Source organism: Kaistia terrae (assembly GCF_026344005.1).
In the GTDB taxonomy this organism is placed as follows: Bacteria; Pseudomonadota; Alphaproteobacteria; order Rhizobiales; family Kaistiaceae; genus Kaistia; species Kaistia terrae.
On record NZ_JAPKNH010000005.1, the window covers coordinates 242123 to 263998 of the forward strand.

Annotated in this window: 17 protein-coding genes; 11 read left to right on the plus strand and 6 right to left on the minus strand. The window is 65.3% G+C overall.

Annotated features, from left to right (window positions below; genetic code table 11):
* The first annotated feature begins 9 nt into the window (after positions 1-9).
* The 3 genes from OSH12_RS16185 (at position 10) to OSH12_RS16195 (ending at position 2285) form a co-directional block, all read left to right on the plus strand.
* Positions 10-561, plus strand: a complete 552-nt coding sequence (locus OSH12_RS16185) for a peroxiredoxin (protein ID WP_266331455.1) — start codon at positions 10-12, stop codon at positions 559-561.
* Between the two features lie 131 nt (positions 562-692).
* A complete protein-coding gene (locus tag OSH12_RS16190) occupies positions 693-1220 on the plus strand; it encodes a carboxymuconolactone decarboxylase family protein (protein ID WP_266344623.1) in 528 nt (175 codons plus the stop codon).
* A 213-nt stretch (positions 1221-1433) separates the two neighbouring features.
* Positions 1434-2285, plus strand: a complete 852-nt coding sequence (locus OSH12_RS16195; RefSeq protein WP_266344758.1) for a polyprenyl synthetase family protein — start codon at positions 1434-1436, stop codon at positions 2283-2285.
* A 48-nt stretch (positions 2286-2333) separates the two neighbouring features.
* Here OSH12_RS16195 and OSH12_RS16200 read toward each other — a convergent pair whose 3' ends face one another.
* The 3 genes from OSH12_RS16200 to OSH12_RS16210 form a co-directional block, all read right to left on the minus strand.
* Positions 2334-3116 carry an META domain-containing protein gene (locus tag OSH12_RS16200; protein WP_266344624.1) on the minus strand — a complete coding sequence of 261 codons (783 nt, stop codon included), beginning with the start codon at positions 3114-3116 and terminating at the stop codon, positions 2334-2336.
* Positions 3117-3226: 110 nt separating this feature from the next.
* Complete coding sequence (gene ispG / locus OSH12_RS16205; RefSeq protein WP_380225340.1) at positions 3227-4528, minus strand: flavodoxin-dependent (E)-4-hydroxy-3-methylbut-2-enyl-diphosphate synthase; 1302 nt, start codon at positions 4526-4528, stop codon at positions 3227-3229.
* A 170-nt stretch (positions 4529-4698) separates the two neighbouring features.
* Complete coding sequence (locus OSH12_RS16210) at positions 4699-5235, minus strand: Fur family transcriptional regulator (RefSeq protein ID WP_266344625.1); 537 nt, start codon at positions 5233-5235, stop codon at positions 4699-4701.
* 173 nt (positions 5236-5408) lie between these two features.
* On the opposite strand from OSH12_RS16210, the gene OSH12_RS16215 reads away from it, so the two are divergent.
* The 6 genes from OSH12_RS16215 to OSH12_RS16240 all read left to right on the plus strand — a co-directional run bounded on the left by OSH12_RS16215 (position 5409) and on the right by OSH12_RS16240 (position 10821).
* Positions 5409-6206, plus strand: coding sequence for a 3-hydroxybutyrate dehydrogenase (locus OSH12_RS16215; protein WP_266344626.1), 798 nt, complete (start codon positions 5409-5411; stop codon positions 6204-6206).
* Positions 6203-7231, plus strand: coding sequence for a patatin-like phospholipase family protein (locus tag OSH12_RS16220; RefSeq protein ID WP_266344627.1), 1029 nt, complete (start codon positions 6203-6205; stop codon positions 7229-7231). Before OSH12_RS16215 ends, OSH12_RS16220 begins: the two co-directional genes overlap by 4 nt.
* Positions 7228-7716, plus strand: a complete 489-nt coding sequence (locus OSH12_RS16225; protein WP_266344628.1) for a GNAT family N-acetyltransferase — start codon at positions 7228-7230, stop codon at positions 7714-7716. Before OSH12_RS16220 ends, OSH12_RS16225 begins: the two co-directional genes overlap by 4 nt.
* A gap of 156 nt (positions 7717-7872) precedes the next feature.
* A complete protein-coding gene (locus OSH12_RS16230) occupies positions 7873-8811 on the plus strand; it encodes a Gfo/Idh/MocA family protein (protein ID WP_266344629.1) in 939 nt (312 codons plus the stop codon).
* A gap of 111 nt (positions 8812-8922) precedes the next feature.
* The gene (locus OSH12_RS16235; protein ID WP_266344630.1) at positions 8923-10296 is read left to right on the plus strand and encodes an extensin-like domain-containing protein; all 1374 of its coding nucleotides are present in this window, start codon (positions 8923-8925) and stop codon (positions 10294-10296) included.
* Between the two features lie 225 nt (positions 10297-10521).
* Positions 10522-10821 carry a GIY-YIG nuclease family protein gene (locus tag OSH12_RS16240; protein WP_266344631.1) on the plus strand — a complete coding sequence of 100 codons (300 nt, stop codon included), beginning with the start codon at positions 10522-10524 and terminating at the stop codon, positions 10819-10821.
* A 266-nt stretch (positions 10822-11087) separates the two neighbouring features.
* Here OSH12_RS16240 and pyc read toward each other — a convergent pair whose 3' ends face one another.
* From pyc to OSH12_RS16255, 3 genes are all read right to left on the minus strand, one after another.
* The gene (pyc, locus tag OSH12_RS16245; RefSeq protein ID WP_266344632.1) at positions 11088-14528 is read right to left on the minus strand and encodes a pyruvate carboxylase; all 3441 of its coding nucleotides are present in this window, start codon (positions 14526-14528) and stop codon (positions 11088-11090) included.
* A 438-nt stretch (positions 14529-14966) separates the two neighbouring features.
* Entirely contained in the window at positions 14967-17117 is a 2151-nt protein-coding gene (mdoH, locus tag OSH12_RS16250) for a glucans biosynthesis glucosyltransferase MdoH (protein WP_380225335.1), read from the minus strand.
* A gap of 38 nt (positions 17118-17155) precedes the next feature.
* The gene (locus OSH12_RS16255; RefSeq protein ID WP_266344634.1) at positions 17156-18742 is read right to left on the minus strand and encodes a glucan biosynthesis protein; all 1587 of its coding nucleotides are present in this window, start codon (positions 18740-18742) and stop codon (positions 17156-17158) included.
* 487 nt (positions 18743-19229) lie between these two features.
* Here OSH12_RS16255 and OSH12_RS16260 point away from each other — a divergent pair, with 487 nt between their 5' ends.
* Positions 19230-20147 (plus strand): ribokinase, encoded by a 918-nt coding sequence (locus OSH12_RS16260; protein WP_266344635.1) that lies wholly within the window; start codon positions 19230-19232, stop codon positions 20145-20147.
* A gap of 138 nt (positions 20148-20285) precedes the next feature.
* A complete protein-coding gene (locus OSH12_RS16265; RefSeq protein ID WP_266344636.1) occupies positions 20286-21818 on the plus strand; it encodes a UxaA family hydrolase in 1533 nt (510 codons plus the stop codon).
* Positions 21819-21876: the final 58 nt, after the last annotated feature.

The following is a 21876-nucleotide window of genomic DNA, read 5'->3' on the forward strand; positions in this document are numbered from 1 at the left end:
GAGAGTACAATGCTCGGTATTGGCGACAAGCTGCCCGAATTTTCCGTAACCGGCGTGAAGCCTGGCTTCAACAGCCATGAAGAAAACGGCGAGAGCGCTTTCGAGACGCTGACCGAGAAGAGCTTTCCCGGCAAGTGGAAGGTCATTTTCTTCTACCCGAAGGATTTCACCTTCGTTTGCCCGACCGAGATCGCCGAATTTGCCCGTCTGTCGGGTGATTTCGAAGACCGCGACGCCGTCGTGCTTGGCGGTTCGACCGACAACGAGTTCGTGAAGCTGGCCTGGCGCCGGGATCACAAGGATCTCGACAAGCTGCCGATCTGGAACTTTGCCGACACCAATGGTTCGCTGGTTGATGGCCTCGGCGTGCGTTCGCCCGATGGCGTTGCCTATCGCGTCACCTACATCGTCGATCCCGATGGCGTGATCCAGCATTCCTACGCGACCAACCTGAACGTCGGCCGCAATCCGAAGGACACGCTGCGCGTTCTCGACGCGCTGCAGACCGACGAGCTTTGCGCCTGCAACCGCGACGTCGGCGGCGCCACGCTGGCAGCCTGAGCCTAGCTCCCTGACGCTCCGGGTTCGCCTTCGCGCGGCCCCGGAGCGCTCGCGGCCGTGATCCGGTTTCCGTTCCTTACGGCGCTTCGCCGGCCGCCGGCCTTCGAGGCGCTCTGCCCTGAAGGTTTTTCATGTCGATCGATCAGCTGAAGTCCAGCATCCCGGATTTCGCCAAGGATGTCCGTCTCAACCTGTCGACGCTCGCTTCCGACGAGACGCTGACGCCGCAGCAGAAATACGGCCTGATGGTCGCCTGCGGCATCGCCAGCCGCAATCCGGTCGTGAAGGCGGCGCTGGAGGCCGAGGCCGCCCCGCATCTGGAGCCGGCCGTGCTGGCGGCTGCCAAGTCGGCCGCTTCGATCATGGCGATGAACAACGTCTATTACCGTTTCAGCCACCTCGTCTCGAACCCCGAATACCGCACCATGCCGGCCAAGCTGCGCATGAACGTCATCGGCAATCCGGGCGTCGACAAGGTCGATTTCGAGCTCTGGTCGCTGGCCGTCTCGGCCATCAATGGCTGCGGCATGTGCATGGACAGCCACGAGGCCGTGCTGAAGAAGGCGAACGTGCCGTCCGACATCATCCAGGCCTCGGTCCGCTTCGCCGCGATTATCCAGTCGGTGGCTGTTTCGCTCGAGGCCGCTGAAGCGGCCTGATCGCACCCGACGAACGCCTGTCGCGAGGGCAGGGGCCATGGCGCAGTCGCGCAGGGCCCGCCCTGTCCTCGCGCGGCGAACCGGACGCTTGACGCGGGCCGTCAGATCGCGGCAAGGCTTCGGTCACCCCCGCGTTTGGAAGAGGCAATCTTGGTTCGGTTTGATGATGAGTTCCTGGCGCGCCTCTCCGGCGCTGCCACGAAAATCGAGGGCATGCTCGATCGCGTCCTCGGTTCCAACCCGATCGAGGGTGAAATTGCCCGGCCGGTCCGGTTGATCGCTGCCATGCGCTATTCGATGCTGGGCGGCGGCAAGCGGCTGCGTCCTTTCCTGGCGATCGAGACGGCGCGCCTGTTCGGCCATGAGGACGAGGGCGCGTTGCGTGTCGGCGCCGCGATCGAATGCCTGCATGGCTACAGCCTCGTCCATGACGACCTTCCGGCGATGGACGACGATGACCTGCGTCGTGGCCGGCCGACCCTTCACCGGGCCTTTGACGAGGCGACGGCGATCCTGGCTGGCGATGCGCTGCAGACCCTGGCCTTCGACCTGCTGGCCGATCCCAGAACCGATGCGGACCCGCTGGTCCGCGCAGAACTGGTGCTGGGTCTCGCTCGAGCCTCGGGTCTCGGCGGCATGGCCGGCGGCCAGATGTTCGACCTTCAGGCCGAAACCGAAAGCCTCGACGAGACGGCGATCCGCCGCCTGCAGGCGATGAAGACCGGGGCGCTGATCCGCTTCTCCTGCGAGGCGGGCGCCATTCTGGGTCGCGCCTCGACGGAGGACCGTGCCCGTATCCGTCGCTTTGGCGAGATCATCGGCCTGGCCTTCCAGCTCGCCGACGACATTCTTGACGAGACCGCGACGCCGGAAGCGCTCGGCAAGGCGACCGGCAAGGATTCGTCGCGCGGCAAGGGGACGCTGGTGGGGCTCTATGGCGTGGCGCGGGTTCGCGCGATGCTGGACGCGCAGGTAGTGGAGGCCGAAGCGCTATTGGCGCCGTTCGGCGAACGCGCTGCGACATTGATCGAGTCTGCCCGCTTCGTTGCCGATCGCGAGATGTGACAGTTGCCTTGCAGGCCGGGAGCCGTTCGTTCCCGGCCTGACTGGCCCTTAGTTGTTCCGGGCTAGTCGCATCAGCGGCTTGTCGCGGCCGTCGAGCAGGATCAGCTTGCTGCCTTCGATGCGGAAGCCCTTGGTGGCGCCAAGGGCGTCGAGGAACTTGCGCTCCTGGTCCATCTGAGCCGGCACGCAGGCCATCTGGGTCGAGCCGAGCGGGCCGATACTGACTTTGCCATCCTTGACCGTCGCCGTGCCGAAATAGCGATTGCAGCCGCCCGAGCCGGAAATCTTGCCATCGGCGCCGATGGTGAGCGTCGACTGCACGATGTCGAGGACGCCGCGTCCGCCGATATCTTCCGCCAGCCATTCGGTGCCTTGCAGAGCCGAGGCCGGCGGTGCGGGCGCCTTGTCCTTGGCCGGCGGCGTGGCGGCGGCCTGTCCTACGCTCCGCACCAGAATCGTCACTGGTCCCTTGGTCTTCAACGGCTCGATGGGAATAGCATCCGTGTTGATGAACTGGAGCTGGCTGCCGCGTTCGATCCGTGCCTGCAACTGATAGGTGCGGCCGGGCCTGATCCGGCTCGGCGAATAATGCAGCCGGAAAGCGATCGGCACCTCGCGACCGCGCGGGCGAATGCGCTGCTTGGCGATGACGATCGCCGGCGCATCGGCGCGCGAGACATCCACGAGGCTGACCGTGACGACCGCCCTGGGATCGAGCGCGATGCGCTCGCGGTAGGTGACGGTGCCGTCGAGCGGCCGCGCAAGCGCCAGACTCGGCGCCAGCAGAATGGCGAGGGCAAACAACAGGCGCAGAGGCAGAATGTTGATCACGATGGATCCTCGTCCATGGTCACAGGAGCAGTAGCTTTAGTCTTGGCGGACGGTGCCGTAAACGGCAAGCAGCAGGGGGTGTCGCAGGGGCGCTGCGATAAACCGCGCTTTTACTCCGCCGCTTCCGGCGACACTGCCTTCGCGCCTGCGCCAAACCGCTTCTCGATATACTCGTCGACGAGCTTGCGGAAATCATCCGCGATCGCCGGGCCGCGCAGGGTGATCGCCTTCTTGCCGTCGATGAAGACGGGCGCGGCCGGGGTCTCGCCCGTGCCGGGCAGCGAGATGCCGATGTCGGCATGCTTCGATTCACCCGGGCCGTTGACGATGCAGCCCATCACCGCGACCTTCAGCGCCTCGACGCCCGGATAGCGCTCGCGCCAGACCGGCATCGAGGTCCGGATGTCTTCCTGGATGCGGCTGGCCAGTTCCTGGAACACGGTTGATGTCGTGCGGCCGCAGCCGGGGCAGGCGGCGACGATCGGCAGGAAGGCGCGAAACCCCATCGTCTGCAGCAGTTCCTGCGCCACCTGCACTTCGCGCGTGCGGTCGCCATTTGGCTCCGGCGTCAGCGAAACGCGGATGGTGTCGCCAATGCCTTCCTGCAGCAGGATGCCCATGGCGGCCGAAGAGGCGACGATGCCCTTGGTGCCCATGCCGGCTTCGGTGAGGCCGAGATGCAGGCAATGGTCGGAGCGGCGGGCGAGATCGCGATAGACAGCGATCAGGTCCTGCACGTTCGACACCTTGGCGGAGAGGATGATTTTTTCACGCGGCAGGCCGATCGATTCCGCCAGATTGGCGGAAAGGATAGCCGACTGGCAGATCGCCTCGCGCATGACGGCGGCGGCCGATATCGGCGTGGCGCTGCTGGCGTTTTCGTCCATCAGGCGAGTGAGCAGGTCCTGATCGAGCGAACCCCAGTTGACGCCGATGCGCACCGGCTTGTCGTATTTTATCGCGAGTTCGATCAGCGTCGCGAACTGGCGGTCGCGCTTTTCGCCAAAACCGACATTGCCGGGATTGATGCGGTATTTATCGAGCGCCTCGGCGCAGGCCGGGTGATCGGTGAGAAGCTTGTGGCCGATATAGTGGAAGTCGCCGATCAGCGGCACGTCGATGCGGCGCTTGAGCAGCTTTTCCTTGATGAACGGCACGGCAGCCGCCGCCTCGTCGCGGTCGACGGTGATGCGCACCAGCTCCGAGCCGGCGCGGGCCAGAGCCGCGATCTGCGCGACCGTGCCGTCGATATCGGCGGTGTCGGTGTTGGTCATCGACTGGACGACGACGGGTGCGTTGCCGCCGACAAGAACTTTGCCGACGCGAACGGAGGTCGCTCGGCGGCGCGCCAGCGGGCCGGCGGTGAGTTCGGACGTCGAGGGGGCAGCAATGTTCATGTCAGGCTCGGTCATGACTGGCACCGCTCCCGGAGGGAGAGGTCGGCCCGACAGGGCCGGGTGAGGGTTTACGGCGTTTCCGGAGAGGGCGTAAACCCTCACCCGCCGACTTCGTCGTCGACCTCTCCCGGAGGGGGAGGCGAATGGGCGCGATATCGCAAGACATCAGCGCGAGTCTCATCTCTCTACGTCGCCTCTCGGCAACGGGCGCAGAGCCCGCGGATTTCGATGATCGGCGCCCTCGGCTTGAAACCGGCCGCCAAAGTCACGGCGGCGAGCGCCTCGGTCAGGGCGGCAGAAGAGGCTTCGCCGGCGGCGCCGCAATTCTCGCACAGCAGGAAGACGGTGGCCGCGCCATGGCCGGGCTTGTCATGGCCCTCGGGGCCGCGCGAGCAGGCGATATAGGCGTTGCGGCTTTCGATCCGGTGGGCGAAGCCGTGCTCGACCAGGAATTCGAGCGCGCGATAGACGGAGACGGGCGCCGGGCGCGGGCCGTCGGCCGCGAGGCGGTCGATCACCTCATAGGCGCTGGCGGGAACATGGCTTTCCGCGAGGGCGGCCAATACCTTGCGGCGCTGCTCGGTGAAACGCAGTCCTTCGGCCGCGGAAATCGCCTCGGCATGGGCGATCGCATCGCGGGCGCAATGGTCGTGGTCATGATCGCGATGTTCAAGCACGATCTGGTCCGCTCCGCTGGCCGTGACGTGCTTCGCTCCGCTCATGGTCATCCAATCCTCATGCGCGCGGGCAAGGATCCGCTGCGCCGCTTTCTATCACGGATCGCCCGCAAGGCCGAGCGGCGCGACATTGACGCCGCCTTCCCTTGCTGCTGCGCCGCAATATATGGTCGTCTCGGTCGGTTCTCACCCCTTATCATTCATTCCGGAGCGAATTCATGTCGAAGCATGGTCATCTCAGGGACAAAATCGCGCTTGTGACCGGCTCGACATCGGGCATCGGCCTCGGCATGGCGCGGGCTCTGGCCGGTGCCGGCGCGCATGTCGTTCTGAATGGATTTGGCGATCCGGTGGCGACCGAGAAATTGCGCGCCGACCTCGCGGCCGAATTTGGCGTCGAGGTCCGCTATTCCGGCGCTGACATGACCAGGGAAGACGAGATCGCCACGATGATCGGCGATGCGGAAAAGGAATTCGGCGCCATCGACGTGCTGGTCAACAATGCCGGCGTGCAGCATGTCGCCCCGATCGACGAGTTCCCCGTCGACAAGTGGAACCTGATCATCGCGTTGAATTTGACAGCTGCGTTCCATGCCATCCGGCTGGCTCTCCCGGCGATGAAGAAGAAAGGCTGGGGCCGGATTATCTCGACGGCCTCGGCGCATGCTCTGGTCGCCTCGCCCTACAAGGTCGCCTATGTCGCGGCGAAGCATGGCATTGCCGGTGTCACCAAGACCGTCGCGCTCGAAGTCGCCGACAAGGGTATCACCGTCAACGCCATCTGCCCCGGCTATGTCTGGACGCCGCTGGTCGAGAAGCAGATCCCGGCCACTGCCGCGGCGCGCGGCATGACGGAAGAACAGGTGAAGAAGGACGTGATCCTCGCCGCGCAGCCGACCAAGGAATTCGTCACCGTCGAGGAAGTGGCAGCGCTGGCGCTGTTCCTGACGACGCATGGTGCGCGCAGCATCACCGGCTCGCTGCAATCGATCGACGGCGGCTGGACCGCGGCATGAGCGCCACGGCAACCGCGCAGAAGACGATCAATCTCGGCCTGCAGGGCGGTGGTGCGCATGGCGCCTTCACCTGGGGCGTGCTCGACCGGCTGCTGGAAGATGGTCGCCTCGCTTTCGAGGGCATCTCCGGCACCAGCGCCGGCGCGCTGAATGCCGTGGCGCTGGCCGATGGCTTTGCACGCGATGGCGCGGCCGGGGCGCGTTCCCGATTGCAGGAATTCTGGATGCGCGTGAGTGCTGCCGGGCGCCCCGGCGCGTCGGCGCGCGATTTCATCGGCGCCTGGATGGGCGCGTGGCGGGTTCCCGCCATGCAGCCTTTTCACATGATCGAGGCGATGACGAATTTCGCCTCGCCCTATGGCTTCAACCCGACGAACATCAACCCGCTGCGTGAGATCGTCGTCGAGATGGTCGATTTCGAGCGTGTGCGCAGCTGCGCCTCGCCAAAACTGTTCATTTCGGCGACCGCGGTCAAAACCGGCAAGATCAAGGTTTTCTCGGGCAACGACATAACGGCCGATGCGGTGATGGCGTCGGCGTGCCTGCCCTATCTGTTCCAGACGGTGGAGGTTGATGGCGAGCCCTATTGGGACGGCGGCTTCATGGGAAACCCGGCCTTGTTCCCGTTCTTTACCGAAACGAAGGCGGCTGACATCCTGCTGGTCCAGATCAACCCGATCGAACGCAGCGCCGTGCCGACTTCGGCCAAGGAGATCCTCGAACGAATGAGCGAGATCACCTTCAACGCCTCGCTGCTGCGCGAATTCCGCGCCATCGATTTCGTCAACCGGATGCTGGGCGAAGGCAGGCTCGACGCCGACCACTATCGCCACAACCGGGTCCACCGCATCGATGGCGGCAAGGCATTGCAGAGTTTTTCCGCCTCGACCAAGTTCGACACGTCTCGCGCCTTCTTCGAAGAGCTTTTCGCGGGTGGTCGCGAGGCGGCCGACGATTGGCTCCGGGCGCATTTTTCCGATATTGGCGTCCGCGACACCGTCAATTTGAGGGCGCAGTTCCAATGACCGATGTGCTGATTTCGAACCTTGCCGCGCGTCCCGAATTCATCGGAACGGTGGCCGATCGCATGTGGCATGCCTGGTGGCGCGAGGCGGGCGAGCCGCTGGCGACGCTGCTTGGCCATCTGCGCGCGTTCAGGACCGATGTCATCCCGCTCGGCGTCGTGGCCCATCGGGGCGATGAGTTCGTGGGGTCTGCGATCCTGATTGACAGCGATGTCGAGGAGCGGCCGCAATATACGCCGTGGCTCGCGGCGCTCTGGGTCGAACCGGCGGAGCGGATGCGCGGCATGGGCGAGGCGCTGTCGCAGCGCATCGTCGACGAGGCGGTGGCGCTCGGCTTCGACCGGATCCACCTCTGCGCCGTGCCGGAAAAGAGCGACTATTACGCCAGGCGCGGCTGGATCGAGGTCGAGCGGGGCGTGGGTCCGCATCAACTGGTGATCTTTGTCCGGCACCTCGGCGTCTCGACGGAAACTCCTGACGCGTAACTCGTTGTTGGATCGCGTTTTCTTCACGAAAACCGGTATCCACTTCGCTCGACAACGCTCTCGCCAAGCTCAGCCTTTTGCGATCTGGCGACGCATCGTGTTAGATCGCGGGCGAGGATCCAGACACATCCAGAACAATCCAATCGGGCGGAATACATGGCCAAGAAGAAAATCGCGATCATCGGGCTCGGCAAGATCACCCAGGACCAGCATTTGCCGGTGATCGACAAGGGCGGTGACTTCGAGGTCGCCGCGGTCGTCAGCCAGCGTGGCCTGAGCCACAACGGCGTGCCGAGCTTCAAGACAGCGGCCGAACTTTATGCGGCGATGCCGGAGATCGAGATCGTCTCGGTCAACACGCCGCCGGACGTCCGCCACACCATCGCCCGCGAGGCGCTCGAGGCCGGCAAGCATGTCCTGCTCGAGAAGCCGCCGGCGGCGACGCTTGCCGAATTCGAGGATCTGAAGGCGTTCGCCGCGTCGAAGGGCAAGGTTCTGTTCGCCACCTGGCATTCGCAGTTCAATCCGGCCGTCGACGAGGCCAAGGCCCTGCTCGCCAGGGACGGCGTGCGCTCGGTAAAGATCGAGTGGCGCGAAGACGTCAAGAAGTGGCATCCCGGCCAGGAATGGATCTGGGAACCGGGTGGCTTCGGCGTGTTTGATCCCGGCATCAATGCCCTGTCGATCTTCGTCAAGATCCTGCCGTTTGCGCCCTTCGTGAAGTCGGCGACGCTGACCTATCCGGAAAACCGCCAGACGCCGATCGCCGCCAAGCTCGTCTTCGGCAGCGCCGAGGCAGCACAGCCGGCGCTCACCGCCGACTTTGACTGGCGCGAGCAGGGCGACGAGAAGTGGCACATGACGATCGAGACCGCCGCCGGCCAGAAGCTTCGCCTTTTCAAGGGCGGCGCTGCGCTTGAGGTCGATGGCAAGCTCGTGGTCGAGGCGCCGAGCGAGGAATATGAGCGGATCTACGCTCATTTCGCCGAGCTGCTGGCGTCGGGGACAAGCGATGTCGACGGCGCGCCGCTCCGCCTGGTTGCGGATGCGATGCTGGTCGGCCGGCGCGACGTGACGGAGGCCTTCAGCTGGTAGGGGAAGGCGACCCGCGACGCCGCGCTGGAACGGAATGCCTTTGGATTGCGTTGCTTATCGTCAGGTCCTGACGCGAGGCAAATGTTGACCAAGAGACGGGCGGGCACAGCGATGGCAAGTTTGCGGGTCCTGACGTTCGGGGCGGGCGGCGTTCTGGCTGCCCTCCTTGTCGGCGTGACGCCCTTCGAGGCGCATGCGATCACGCCCGACGAACTGTTCCAGAAGGTCATTCCCAAGGTCGATAAATCGTCAGAGCGGACCCCGGCGAAGCGGAAGCCGCCCCGGGTCGCGCCGGCGAGCGCCCCTGCCAGGAACCTGCCTGTCAAGGATGCGGCCTCCGGCAAATCCGTGCCGACGTCGGTGGCGGCGGAACCCGCCAAGCCTGTTAACTCCCCGTTACCCATCCGTCGCCCTGTCGTTGACGGCGAGGCCGCCGACGCTCCGGCCCCGGCTGTCAAAGCTTCGATCACGACGCCCTTGCCCCGGGCAAAGCCGGCGGAGGACCGCAAGGCGGCCGGACTGGTCGCCATACCCGCGCCGCCCGACGCCGCTATCGGCACGGTGAAGACCGTTTCCGTCCCGGCCGATCCATCCTTGGCCGCGGGTGCGCTCGCTGCCACCTCCGACCTTGCCGGCGCGGTCCGGGCCGATCCGCCGACCGAAGGTCAACTGGCCTTCGCGCCGCCGGTTCTGCCGACGCTGCTGAAGCCGGCCCAGAGCCGCAATGTCGATGGCAGCCTGAAGAAGGGTGACCGGCTGCCGCCGCCGGAGAAGCAGGCAGCCCTTGCCCCGGCCGATACAAAGCCGGCGGACAAGCCGGCAGAGGAAAAGCTGGTCGTCGCTGAAGACGCATCGCCGTCATTGCCGACGCCGCGGCGAAAACCCGAAATCATATTGGCCGCGCTGACGCCAAGGATCGAGTTGGCATTGCCGGAAGGGCTAGCCGCCTGCAAGGCGTCGATGAGCGGGTTGAAGATCTCGGCCTCCGCCCTGCCGGCGATCCATGCCGGAAGCTGCGGTGGGCCGGACCCGTTCGACGTGACGGCGCTCGAAGGTGGCAAGGTCGATCTGGAGCCGGCGGCGAAGATCAACTGCGCTGTGGCGACAACGCTCGCCCGCTGGGTCGAGCAAGACATCCAGCCTTCGGCCGTCGCGACCCTGGGCGGCCGCGTCACGGCGCTTCGGGTTGCCGATTCCTATTCCTGCCGCGGTCGCAATCGCGTCGTGAATGCAAAACTGTCCGAACACGCGTTTCTCAACGCCGTCGATATCGGCGCTTTCGAGGTGAACGGGCGCTGGGTGACGGTGACCAAGGCGAAGGACCGCACGGACAAGGAAGACACGTTCCTCAAGGCGGCCCGCGTCTCGGCCTGCGACAAGTTCAATACGGTGCTCGGGCCAGGCTCTGACGGATACCACGAGGACCACTACCACCTCGACCTTCGCCAGCGCGGCAAGGGCGGCGGCCGGAAGTATTGCCACTAGGGCAGATGGCGTTCCGCTGGACCCTCCTTCGAGGCTTCGCTGCGCGAAGCACCTCAGGATGATGGCCGGAAGGGGCGAGTAGTTTGGGCGCCCCCCGTAAGCCGTTGACTCACTAAATCGGCTTGCTCTCTCTCGAAGCGGTCCTCACACTTCCATCCAACCGCACGATCATCATCCTGAGGTGCCCGGCGAAGCCGGGCCTCGAAGGAGGGTCCAGGAGGCTCCTTGGGCGCGTCCGTTTACATGCTCCGATGCGCGGATGGCTCGTACTACGTCGGCTCGACGGCGGCCGAGGACAAGCAGCGCCGGCTGCTGGAGCATCAGTCGGGCGCCCATCGCGGCTATACGTTTTCACGCCGCCCGGTTGAACTGGTCTGGGCCGAGGATTTCGAGCGCATCACAGACGCGCGCGCAGCCGAGCGACAGCTGAAGGGTTGGTCGCGGGCGAAGAAGGATGCGCTGGTCCTGGGTGACTGGACGCTGGTGCAGCAACTTGCCAAGCGGCCCGGTGCGCGAAGCTGCTAAAGGGGCGCTTTCCGGATTTCACTGGACCCTCCTTCGAGGCCCGGCTCCGCCGGGCACCTCAGGATGATGGGGGAGGGTGGAGCACATAAGGATGAGCGGAGCTGTCAGGCCAGGGCAGCCCTCACTTTGAGCTCTGCCGCAACCCCTCAACCATCATCCTGAGGTGCTTCGCATAGCGAAGCCTCGAAGGAGGGTCCAGCGGACCTCGGCACCTCAGGGGTTGAACGGGACGCGGCGTTTCAAAGAACCGCGTCCCGAAATCTGCCCTAGCCGAACACCACCAAGAGGTCCTTGGCGTCGATCTGGCTGCCGGCGTGGACCAGGACTTCGGCGATCGTGCCGTCGCGGTCGGCGTGGATGGCGGTTTCCATCTTCATCGCCTCAATCGACAGCAGCACGTCGCCGGCCTTGACCGTCTGGCCGGCCTTGACCGCGAGCGTCGAGACGACCCCCGGCATCGGCGCCGCCACATGGTTCGGATTGCCGTCATCGGCCTTGCGCTTGGCGACGACCGAGCCGGCATTGGCGCGATCGGGGACCTTGATGACGCGCGGCTGGCCGTTCAGCTCGAAGAAGACGCGGATCAGGCCTTCCTCATCGGCGTCGCCGATCGCCTGCATCCGGATCACCATGGTCTTGCCCTTTTCGAGCTCGACCAAAATCTCCTCGCCGACCGGCAGGCCGTAGAAATAGACCGGGGTCGGCAGGACGCTGGTCGGTCCCCAGTTCTGCAAGCCCTTGGCGAAGTCGGTGAAGACCTTCGGATACATCAGGTAGGAGGCGAGGGCGAAATCGTCGATGTCGCCATTGCCGACCTTTTCCTTGGCCGTCTTGCGCTCGGCCTCGAGATCGGCCGCCGCGATCAGCGAACCCGGGCGCGCCGTCGACGGCTTCTCGCCCTTCAGCGCCTTCTTCTGGATGCCTTCGGGCCAACCGCCCGGCGGCTGGCCGAGATCGCCGCGCATCATCTGCACGACCGAATCCGGGAAGGCGATGTCCTTGGCCGGGTTCTCGACATCGGCAACGGAGAGGTTCTGCGACACCATCATCAGCGCCATGTCGCCGACGACCTTGGAGGACGGCGTCACCTTGACGATGTCGCCGAACATCTGGTTGACGTCGGCATAGGCCTGCGCGACCTCGTGCCAGCGCGTGTCGAGGCCGAGGGAGCGGGCCTGTTCCTTCAGATTGGTGAACTGGCCGCCCGGCATCTCATGCAGATAGACTTCCGAAGCACCAGCCCGGAGGTCGCTCTCGAAGGCGGCGTACTGGCCGCGCACGGCTTCCCAATAGAACGAGATCTGGCGGATCGCGTCGGGATCCAGCCCGGTGTCGCGATCCGAACCCTTCAGCGCTTCGACGATCGAGCCGAGGCAGGGCTGCGAGGTGAGGCCGGAGAGCGCGTCCATCGCCGCGTCGACGGCGTCGACACCGGCTTCCACGGCTGCCAGCACGGTCGCGGCCGAAATGCCGGACGTGTCATGCGTATGCAGGTGGATCGGCAGGTCGGTTTCGGAGCGCAGCGTCGTGATCAGCTTCTTGGCAGCGGCCGGCTTCAGCAGGCCGGCCATGTCCTTGAGGCCGATGACGTGGGCGCCTGCCTGCTCCAGTTCCTTGGCGAGCGCGACATAGTACTTCAAATCGTACTTGGCGCGGTCGGGATCGAGGATGTCGCCGGTGTAGCAGATCGCCGCCTCGAGGACCTTGCCCTCTTCGCGGACCGCGTCCATCGAGACGCGCATGTTCTCGACCCAGTTCAGGCAGTCGAACACGCGGAACAGGTCGACGCCGCCGGATGCCGCCTGCTTGACGAAGAACTTGACCACGTTGTCGGCATAGTTGGTGTAGCCGACGCCATTGGCACCGCGCAGCAGCATCTGCAGCAGGATGTTCGGCGCTTGCTCGCGCACCATGGCGAGCCGCTCCCACGGGTCTTCCGTGAGGAAGCGCATGGAAACGTCGAAGGTGGCGCCGCCCCAGCATTCGAGGCTCAGCAGTCCCGGCAGGCCGCGTGCATAGGCGTCGGCGATGCCGACGATGTCATGCGTGCGCATGCGGGTGGCGAGCAGCGATTGGTGCGCATCGCGCATGGTCGTGTCGGTGATCAGGACGCGGCTTTCGGCGCGCATCCACTTGGCGAGCGCCTCCGGGCCGTGCGCGTCGAGGTATTGCTTGGTGCCGGGCGCCGGGTCGGCGGCGAAATGCGGGATCACCTTGGCGAGCGCATCGGACTTCGGCTTGACGCGGCCGCGCGTCTCGGGATGGCCGTTGACGGTGACGTCGGCGATGTAGTTGAGCAGCTTGGTGCCGCGATCGCGACGGCGCACGGCCGAGAATAGCTCCGGCGTCGTGTCGATGAAGCGCGTCGTGTAGGAGTTATCGCGGAACTGCGGGTGGTTGATGATGTTGGCGACGAAGGTCAGGTTGGTCGCAACGCCACGGATGCGGAACTCGCGCAGCGCGCGGTCCATGCGCGAGATCGCCTCCTGCGGCGTCGGCGCCCAGGCGGTGATCTTCTCCAGCAGCGGATCGTAGAAGCGGGTGATCACCGCGCCGGAATAGGCCGTGCCGCCGTCGAGGCGGATGCCGAAGCCGGACGCCTCGCGATAGGCGGTGATGCGGCCGTAATCGGGGATGAAGTTCTGCTCGGGGTCTTCCGTGGTGATACGGCACTGCAGGGCATGGCCATTGAGGCGGATGTCCGCCTGCTTCGGCACGCCGGATTCGGCGGTGCCGATGGCGGCGCCCTCGGCGATGTGGATCTGTGCCTTGACGATGTCGATGCCGGTCACCTGCTCGGTAACGGTATGCTCGACCTGGATGCGCGGATTGACCTCGATGAAGTAGAACTTGCCGGTATCGGCATCCATCAGGAATTCGACGGTGCCGGCGCCGTAGTAGTTGGACGCCTTGGCGATCTCGACGCCGTGGTCGGTGATGCCCTTGCGCTCGGCCTCGGAGAGGTAAGGCGCAGGCGCGCGCTCGACGACCTTCTGGTGGCGGCGCTGCACGGAGCAATCGCGCTCGAACAGGTGGACGATGTTGCCGTGTTGGTCGCCGAGAATCTGCACTTCGACGTGACGGGCGCGCTCGACCAGCTTTTCGAGATAGATCTCGTCCTTGCCGAAGGCGGCCTTGGCCTCGCGCTTGGCGGTGATGGCGTCCTTGAGCAGGGTTTCCTCGTCGCGGATGACGCGCATGCCGCGTCCGCCGCCGCCCCAGGATGCCTTCAGCATCAGCGGATAGCCGATGCGGGCCGCCTCGGCCTTGATGACTTCCGGATCGTCCGGCAGCGGGTCTGTCGCCGGCATGACGGGAACGCCGGCCGAGATCGCCAGGTTGCGCGCGGCGATCTTGTTGCCGAGCATGCGCATGGTATCGGGCGACGGGCCGATGAAGATGATGCCGGCTTCGGCGCAAGCCTCGGCGAATTCCGGGCTTTCGGAGAGAAGGCCATAGCCGGGGTGAATGGCATCGACCTTCGCCTCGCGGGCGATGCGGATGATGTCGGCGATGTTCAGGTAGGCTTCGATGGGCCCGAGGCCCTTGCCGACCTGATAGGCCTCGTCGGCCTTGAAGCGATGTAGCGCGAGCTTGTCTTCTTCGGCGAAGATGGCAACCGTTGTAATGCCGAGTTCATTCGCCGCGCGAAAAACGCGAATGGCGATTTCGGACCGGTTGGCGACCAGGATTTTCTTGATGGTCACGAATTCCCCCAACATTGATCGTGCTGCGTCGCTGCGCGAACGCGCCTCTGATGGGAATGATTACAAGGTTTGTGCGGTTGCGAAAAGATCGTAATTTTGCGCTGCAATGCGATGGTAGATCGTTGTTATCATACGACGAATAACAAAGCCGTCTGAGCGTCTTGCCCGCGATGCCTGCTGGATATTGGACGTCCCGGCGATGAAGCCCAGGAAGGCTCCTCATCCGGCCCCAAGCTCGACCATCATCCTGAGGTGCCCGGCGAAGCCGGGCCTCGAAGGGGGGTCCAGTGGATGCGGATTGCTGGGCGGATTTCTCCGTACTTCCGGACCCACTGGACCCTCCTTCGAGGCTTCGCTTGCGCGAAGCACCTCAGGATGATGGTGGAGCAGGCCGATCGCCCTGGATGGCCCGGCTATTTCGAATTATGGGCGAGACACTCAGGCCGGCAACGAGCTGAGCCGCTGGAGCAGGGCCGGGGTCGCCATCACCATGGCGCGTTCCTGTGGCGTCAGGAAGGATACGGCCTCGGTAATCGTGACGGCTTCCTCGAGCTTGGCGATCGCCTGTGCCTCGACCGGATCGATCTTTCCACGCGGACGGGCGGGAACGGCATCGGTCAAGGCGAGGTGAATGGCCCGGAGATTTTCGTCGCTGGCAACGGCGGCGAGCCCGGGCGGGTTCTCGATCGCCGCCTCGTAAGCCGGCCGCACCTCGGCCGCGACCAGCGCCACGGCCGGCGGATCCACTTCTTCCGGCGTGCGCAGCAGGCCCATCCGGCGGATGAAGCGGCCGATCTTGTTCGAGCCGGTCATGCCGGAAACCGGCACCACCAGCAGCAGACCGAGAATGGCCGGCGAAAGCCAGGCGACCAGCACCAGAGAATCGAGCCAGGCGGCGCAGAGCAGCGCGACGCCGAGCAGGAAGTGCCAGCGATGGCGGACGATCAGCGAGCCGATCGGCACGCCGCCATCATCGCGACGCTGCGGTTTCCAGCCGGAATCGCGGCCGAGCAGGATTGATACGATGGCGCCGGTATGGACCAGCATCATCACCGGGGCGATCAGGGCCGAGATGATGATCTCGAACAGGAAGCTCGCAATCGTGCGGAAGCCGCCGACCTTGCGCCGGTCGGTGCGGTTGCGCAGGAACGAGACGAGGCCGAGCAGCTTGGGGCCGAACAGGATGACCAGCGTCAGGCCGAACAGGCGCAAGGCGCGCTCGGCGTCGATCACGGGCCAGGTCGGGAAGAGCTGGAAATCGTCGGTGAAATATTCCGGCCGGATGAAATGCGCCTGCAGCGACAGCGCCAGGCCGGCGAGGATCAGGAGCAGCCAGAGCGGCGAGGCGAGATAGGAGCCGATGCCGGTCAAGAGATGGATGCGGCTGACCCAGTGCAGGCCGCGCGCCGGCAGCACGAGGACGTGCTGAAGGTTGCCCTGGCACCAGCGGCGGTCGCGCACGGCCAGGTCGATGATCGAGGGCGGGCTTTCCTCATAGGAGCCGGCGAGGTCCTCGGCGATCCGCACCGTCCAGCCGGCCCGGCGCAGCAGCGCTGCCTCGACGAAATCATGGCTGAGGATATGGCCACCGAAAGGCGGCTTGCCCGGCAGATCCGGCAGGCCGGCCGAATCCATGAAGGCGCGGGTGCGGATGATGGCGTTGTGGCCCCAGTAATTGCCTTCCGAGCCGGTCCAGAACGCCAGACCGGCGCCGACGACCGGGCCATAGACGCGGCCGGCGAACTGCTGCAGGCGGGCGACGATGGTGGTGCCGTTGACGAGCGCCGGGATGGTCTGGATCAGGCCCGCATCGGGGTCTTCCTCCATACGGCGCGCCAGTTCGACGATCGTCTCGGGGGCGATCAGGCTGTCGGCGTCGAGCACCAGCATATGGTCGTAGGCAGCGCCCCAGCGGGTGCAGAAATCAGCGACATTGCCGGACTTGCGCGCGACGTTCTTGCGGCGGCGGCGATAGTAGATCCGGGCCCTGTCGCCGAGACGGGCGCGCAGCGTCAGCAGCGCTGCTTCCTCGGCGAAGGCGACATCGGGATCGGTGGTGTCGGAAAGAATGAACCAGTCGAACGCCGGACCCTGACGCAATTCGTCGAGACCTATCGCCATGGCCTCGACCGCGGCGAAGACCCGCGACGGGTCCTCGTTATAGGTCGGCATCAGCATGGCGGTCTTGGTGCCGAGCGGGCCGGGCGGCGTGCGCTTTTGCCGGTAGCGGCGGGCCATGACGACGCCATAGCCGGCGATCGCGCTGACGAAGGCGAGCGCGATCCAGCCGAAATTCAGCGCGAACAGGACCAGGACAGCGATCTCGATCGGCGTCAGTCCGCCGACGATGAGCACCTGCTCCATCTCGTAGACGGCGATGGCGGCCAGCAGGAAGGCGGAGCCGAGGATGCCGATGCGCCGGAACCAGGACGAACGCGACCGGCGCGGATCGACAAAGCTCCGCCGTTCACGGCGGCGAAAGCGCCACAGCGATTGCGTCGGCATGTCGGACGGGGTTTCCGCCGGCGTGCCGGGCTGGGGGGCGGGGGCCGTTTCGTCCTCGGGGACGCGATGGGCCGGGGGAGTCATGTCCCCCGACTGTGCCGTTTCCGCGTTTGGAAAAGCGATTACGCCGTCCATCGATAGACCCAGGTCTCCGCCGGTCGCTCATCAGGGAAATCCAGCACGACGCGGAGTTCCACCAGGGTGGCATCTTCCGGATCGAGCTGGAAATTGACTCGCCAGCCTTCGCCCAGCTTCGGGTTGGGGATCAGCCCGACATGGCTGATCTTACCCTTGGACGCGGTCACCGTCGCCTTCGGTTCCGGCGCCGGCTTGCCGTCCAGCGGCAGCGGGGGAGCAAAATCGATCACAATGCGGCGAGGCGGCGAGTCGCCATCGAGGATGGCGCGGCCGATGCGCGTGCCGGCGACGACCATGCCGCCCGCCACGTATTGCGGATCGCCGCCCCAGGACAGGCGATAGGCGAAGGCGTATTCGGTGCCAGCGGCGATCGTGTCCTTCGGCTGCCAGTAGCAGACGATGTTGTCGTGCACTTCCGAGTTGGTCGGAATCTCGACCAGCGTCACGGCGCCCTGGCCCCAGTCGCCGACCGGCTCGACCCAGAGGCTCGGCCGCGCTTCATAGGAAGCCTCGAGATCCTCGTAATTGTCGAACACCCGGTTGCGCTGCATCAGGCCGAAGCCGCGCGGGCCGGCATCGACAAAGGCGCTGATCTGCAGCGTGGACGGATTGGACAGCGGACGCCAGAGGCGCTCGCCACGGCCGTTGACCATCAGCAGGCCGTCCGAATCGTGCACTTCGGGGCGGAAATCGTCGATGCCGATGCGGTCGTTCGAGCCGAAGAAATACATGCTGGTGCCCGGCGCCAGGCCTACCTTGGTCAAATCGGCGCGCGGGAACAGGGTCGCCTCGACGTCCATCGTGGTCGGATAGCCGGGGCGGATGGTGAAGCGGTAAGCGCCGGCAGCACTCGGGCTGTCGAGCAGCGCATGGAGGACGATGGTGTCGCCTTCCTTGATCGGGGTCTCGACCCAGAAGGCGCGGAAGATCGGGAATTCCTCGCCCTCGGGCTCGGCCGTCTTGATGGCGAGGCCGCGGGCGGAGATGCCATAGATCTGTCCACGGCCGACGGCGCGGAAATAGCTGGCGCCCTGGAAGACGAGGATCTCGTCGAAATATTCGGGCTTGTTGATCGGGCCGTGCACGCGGATGCCGGCAAAGCCGATGTCGGTATCGGGGATGCCCTTGGGGACCAGCGGCCCGAAGTCGAACATGTTGGTCGAGTAGGGCAGGTGGCTGGCCTGGCCGTCCTTGACGATCGCAACCTCGATCGGCTCCTTGAAGTAGAAGCCCGGATGGAACAGCTGCAGCTTGAACGGCAGTCCATCATCGGCCCAGACCGACGCGGCCGACTTGAAGCGGATGTCGCGATACTGGTCGTAGGTGAGGTTCTCCAGCACCTCCGGCAGGCGCGAGGTCGGCGCTGCGAACGGCACGCGCGACAGGCGGCGCGCAATCTCGGCCACGGTGGACCGCGTGAAGGGACCATCCGTCGCAAGAGACGCGGCGACATTGTTGGCCTGTGCCATGGCCTCAACCGGGTACAGGTTGCCGATGGCCGCGACGGCGACAAAGGCGCCGGCGGATGCCAGCAGGCGGCGCCGCGAAATCATGTACGGAGTCACTGTCATTTTCTGTCTGTTTTCTCGGGAAACCGGAGTAGTTGCCCGAACTTAGGGTCGAACTGTGGTGAAAATCGCACGCTGTCTCTGCCGTAGCCGATTTGGTCGCGGAGGTCGATGGGCGACGGGCAGGGTTGGCGTAGGGTCGACAGGAAACATTCCGGGGAAAACCACGGAACCAGGCGTGCCGCGGCCCGTCCATGCCCGATGGCTCAAATCCGACAAAGCCGCGATCTCCCGCGCCAAGGTTTGGGTTCGTTGGCGCGAGCTTAACCGTGTTTTATCGATAGCGGAATGTCGCATGCGAAGCCCGGTGATCATATTTAGGGCTGCCTTGCTCCATCGCCGATGCCGGTTGTCATGGTGAAGCGTTGCACTCTGTATCCGCGACCGCCACCTGCTACTTGTGCCCACCTTGGCGCGTCGGCATTCTCTGCGGCGCTGGCCACCTGAAATGCGCTATGACGCCAATGAACATTCTGTCGAGGAAGCTCTCATGATTACGGTTTTCGGCTCCATCAATATCGATCTCGTCACGACGACGGCGCGCCTGCCGCGCCCGGGCGAGACGGTGCCCGGATCCGAATATCGGCTGATCCCCGGCGGCAAGGGGGCCAACCAGGCGTTGGCGGCGCGGCGGGCGGGGGCCGTGGTCAAGATGATCGGCGCCGTCGGCGACGATGACATGGCGGCGACCGCTCTGGCCGAACTCGATGCCGGGGGTGTCGATCTCTCCGGCGTCCAGCGCCGCGGCAAGACCACCGGCATGGCGGTGATCACCGTCGACGACCACGCGGAAAACACCATCGTGCTGTCGCCGGGCGCCAACGCCAAGCTGGCTGCGACCGATCTCCAAGAGGACGCCATCGGCGCGGGCGACACGCTGCTGCTGCAGATGGAAGTACCTTTTGCCGAGACGCTGGCCGCGGCCCGTACGGCCAAGGCCGCCGGCGCGCGCGTGATCCTCTCGATCGCACCCTTCCTGCCGGTCGAGCGCGAAGCCTTCGCCGATATCGACATGATCCTGGTCAACGAGACGGAAGCCGGCGATCTCGCGCGCCATCTCGGCCTCAATCCGGGTTCCACGGGCGCCGAGACCGTCGCGAAGCTGGCGCGCGAGTTGAAGCGCACCGTCATCGCCACCCTTGGCGCGGATGGCGCCGTCGCCGCGACGCTGGACGACACGATCAGCGTTCCGGCGCTCAAGGTCGTTCCGGTTGACACGACTGGCGCGGGCGACACGTTCTGCGGCGTGCTGGCGGCTCTGCTCGACGAAGGCGCCGATCTCGCGACGGCGATGCGCCACGCCTCGGTCGCCGGCTCGCTCGCCTGCGCCAAGGCGGGCGCGCAGCCCAGCTTCCCCCTGCGGGAAGCGATCGAATTGTCGCTGGGCGTCGATCCCGCTTTTCCGTGACAGCCCGCCGGTGCTGATGTAAGACAACCGACAAGATCGATCACTGGTGAATTTCATCTTCACCTGAAAACCAACTGAGCCTCATCCGTCCCCCGCCGGATGGGGCAATTGCCCTTGCCTCTTGTTAAGAGAATCTCGATGAGCGTCACCACCGCTGCCCAGCCCCGCACCCTGCGCCTGAACTCGACCGACAATGTCCGCGTTGCCATCGACACGATCATGCCGGGATCGATCGTCGAGGGCGTCACCGCGTCCCAGCGCGTGCCCAAGGGCCACAAGCTGGCCGTCACCGGCATCGCCGAGGGTTCGCCGGTGCTGAAATTTGGCCAGATCATCGGCTTCGCCAAGGCGCCGATCGCGCCGGGCGAGTGGGTGCATGAGCATAATTGCGGCATGTCCGAATTCGACCGCGACTATCAGTTCGCGGAAGGCGCGCATGATGACGGCCTGCTGCCGCTCAACGAGCGTCGCCATTTCGACGGCTTCCACCGTCCCAATGGCAAGGTCGGCACGCGCAACTATATCGGCATCCTCACCAGCGTGAATTGCTCGGCCACCGTCGCGCGCTACATCGCCGACGCCTTCAATCGTTCGGATATCCTCAAGGACTATCCCAATGTCGACGGTGTCGTCGCCTTCGTGCACGGCCAGGGCTGCGGCATGGGCGGCTCGGGCGAGGGCTATGAGACGCTGGAGCGGACGCAGTGGGGCTATGCCGCGCATCCGAACCTCGCCGGCGTTCTCGTCGTCGGCCTCGGCTGCGAAGTGTTCCAGATCCCGCGCCTGATGAAGCAGTACAATCTCGTCGAGCATGACGGCTTCCGCACGATGACGATTCAGGAAACCGGCGGCACCCGCAAGACGATCGAGGCCGGCATCGCCGTCATCAAGGACATGCTGCCCGCCGCCAACGCCTACAAGCGCCAGGCGACGCCCGTCTCCGAGATCATGGTCGGCCTGCAGTGCGGCGGCTCGGACGGCTATTCCGGCATCACCGCCAATCCGGCGCTGGGCTATGCCTCGGACATCCTGGTCCGGCATGGCGGCACGACGATCCTGTCGGAAACGCCGGAGATATACGGCGCCGAGCACCTGCTCACCCGCCGCGCGGCAAACCGCGAAGTCGGCGAGAAGCTGGTCGGCCTGATCAAGTGGTGGGAAGACTACACCGATCGCAACCAGGGCGAGATGAACAACAATCCGTCGCCCGGCAACAAGCTCGGCGGCCTGACGACCATCCTGGAGAAGTCGCTCGGCGCGGCGGCCAAGGGCGGCACCTCGACCCTGCGCGGCGTCTACAAATATGCCGAGCCGGTCGACACGCATGGCTTTGTCTACATGGACAGCCCCGGCTATGACCCGGCCGCCGTCACCGGCCAGATCGCGTCGGGCGCCAACATGATCGTCTTCACGACGGGTCGTGGTTCGGCCGCCGGCTACAAGCCCACGCCGTCGATCAAGCTGGCGACGAATTCCGACGTCTATGCCCGCATGGAAGACGACATGGACATCAATTGCGGCGACGTCCTCGACGGCGTCTCGATCGAGCAAAAGGGCCAGGAGATCTTCGACGAGATCGTCGCGGTTGCTTCCGGCAAGCATTCGAAGTCGGAAGACCTCGGCTATGGCGACGCGGAATTCGTTCCGTGGCAGATCGGCGCCGTGATGTAAGGCCAGACCTTACTGCTCAGATTGCTGAAAGCCCTCGTCCAACCGGACGAGGGCTTTT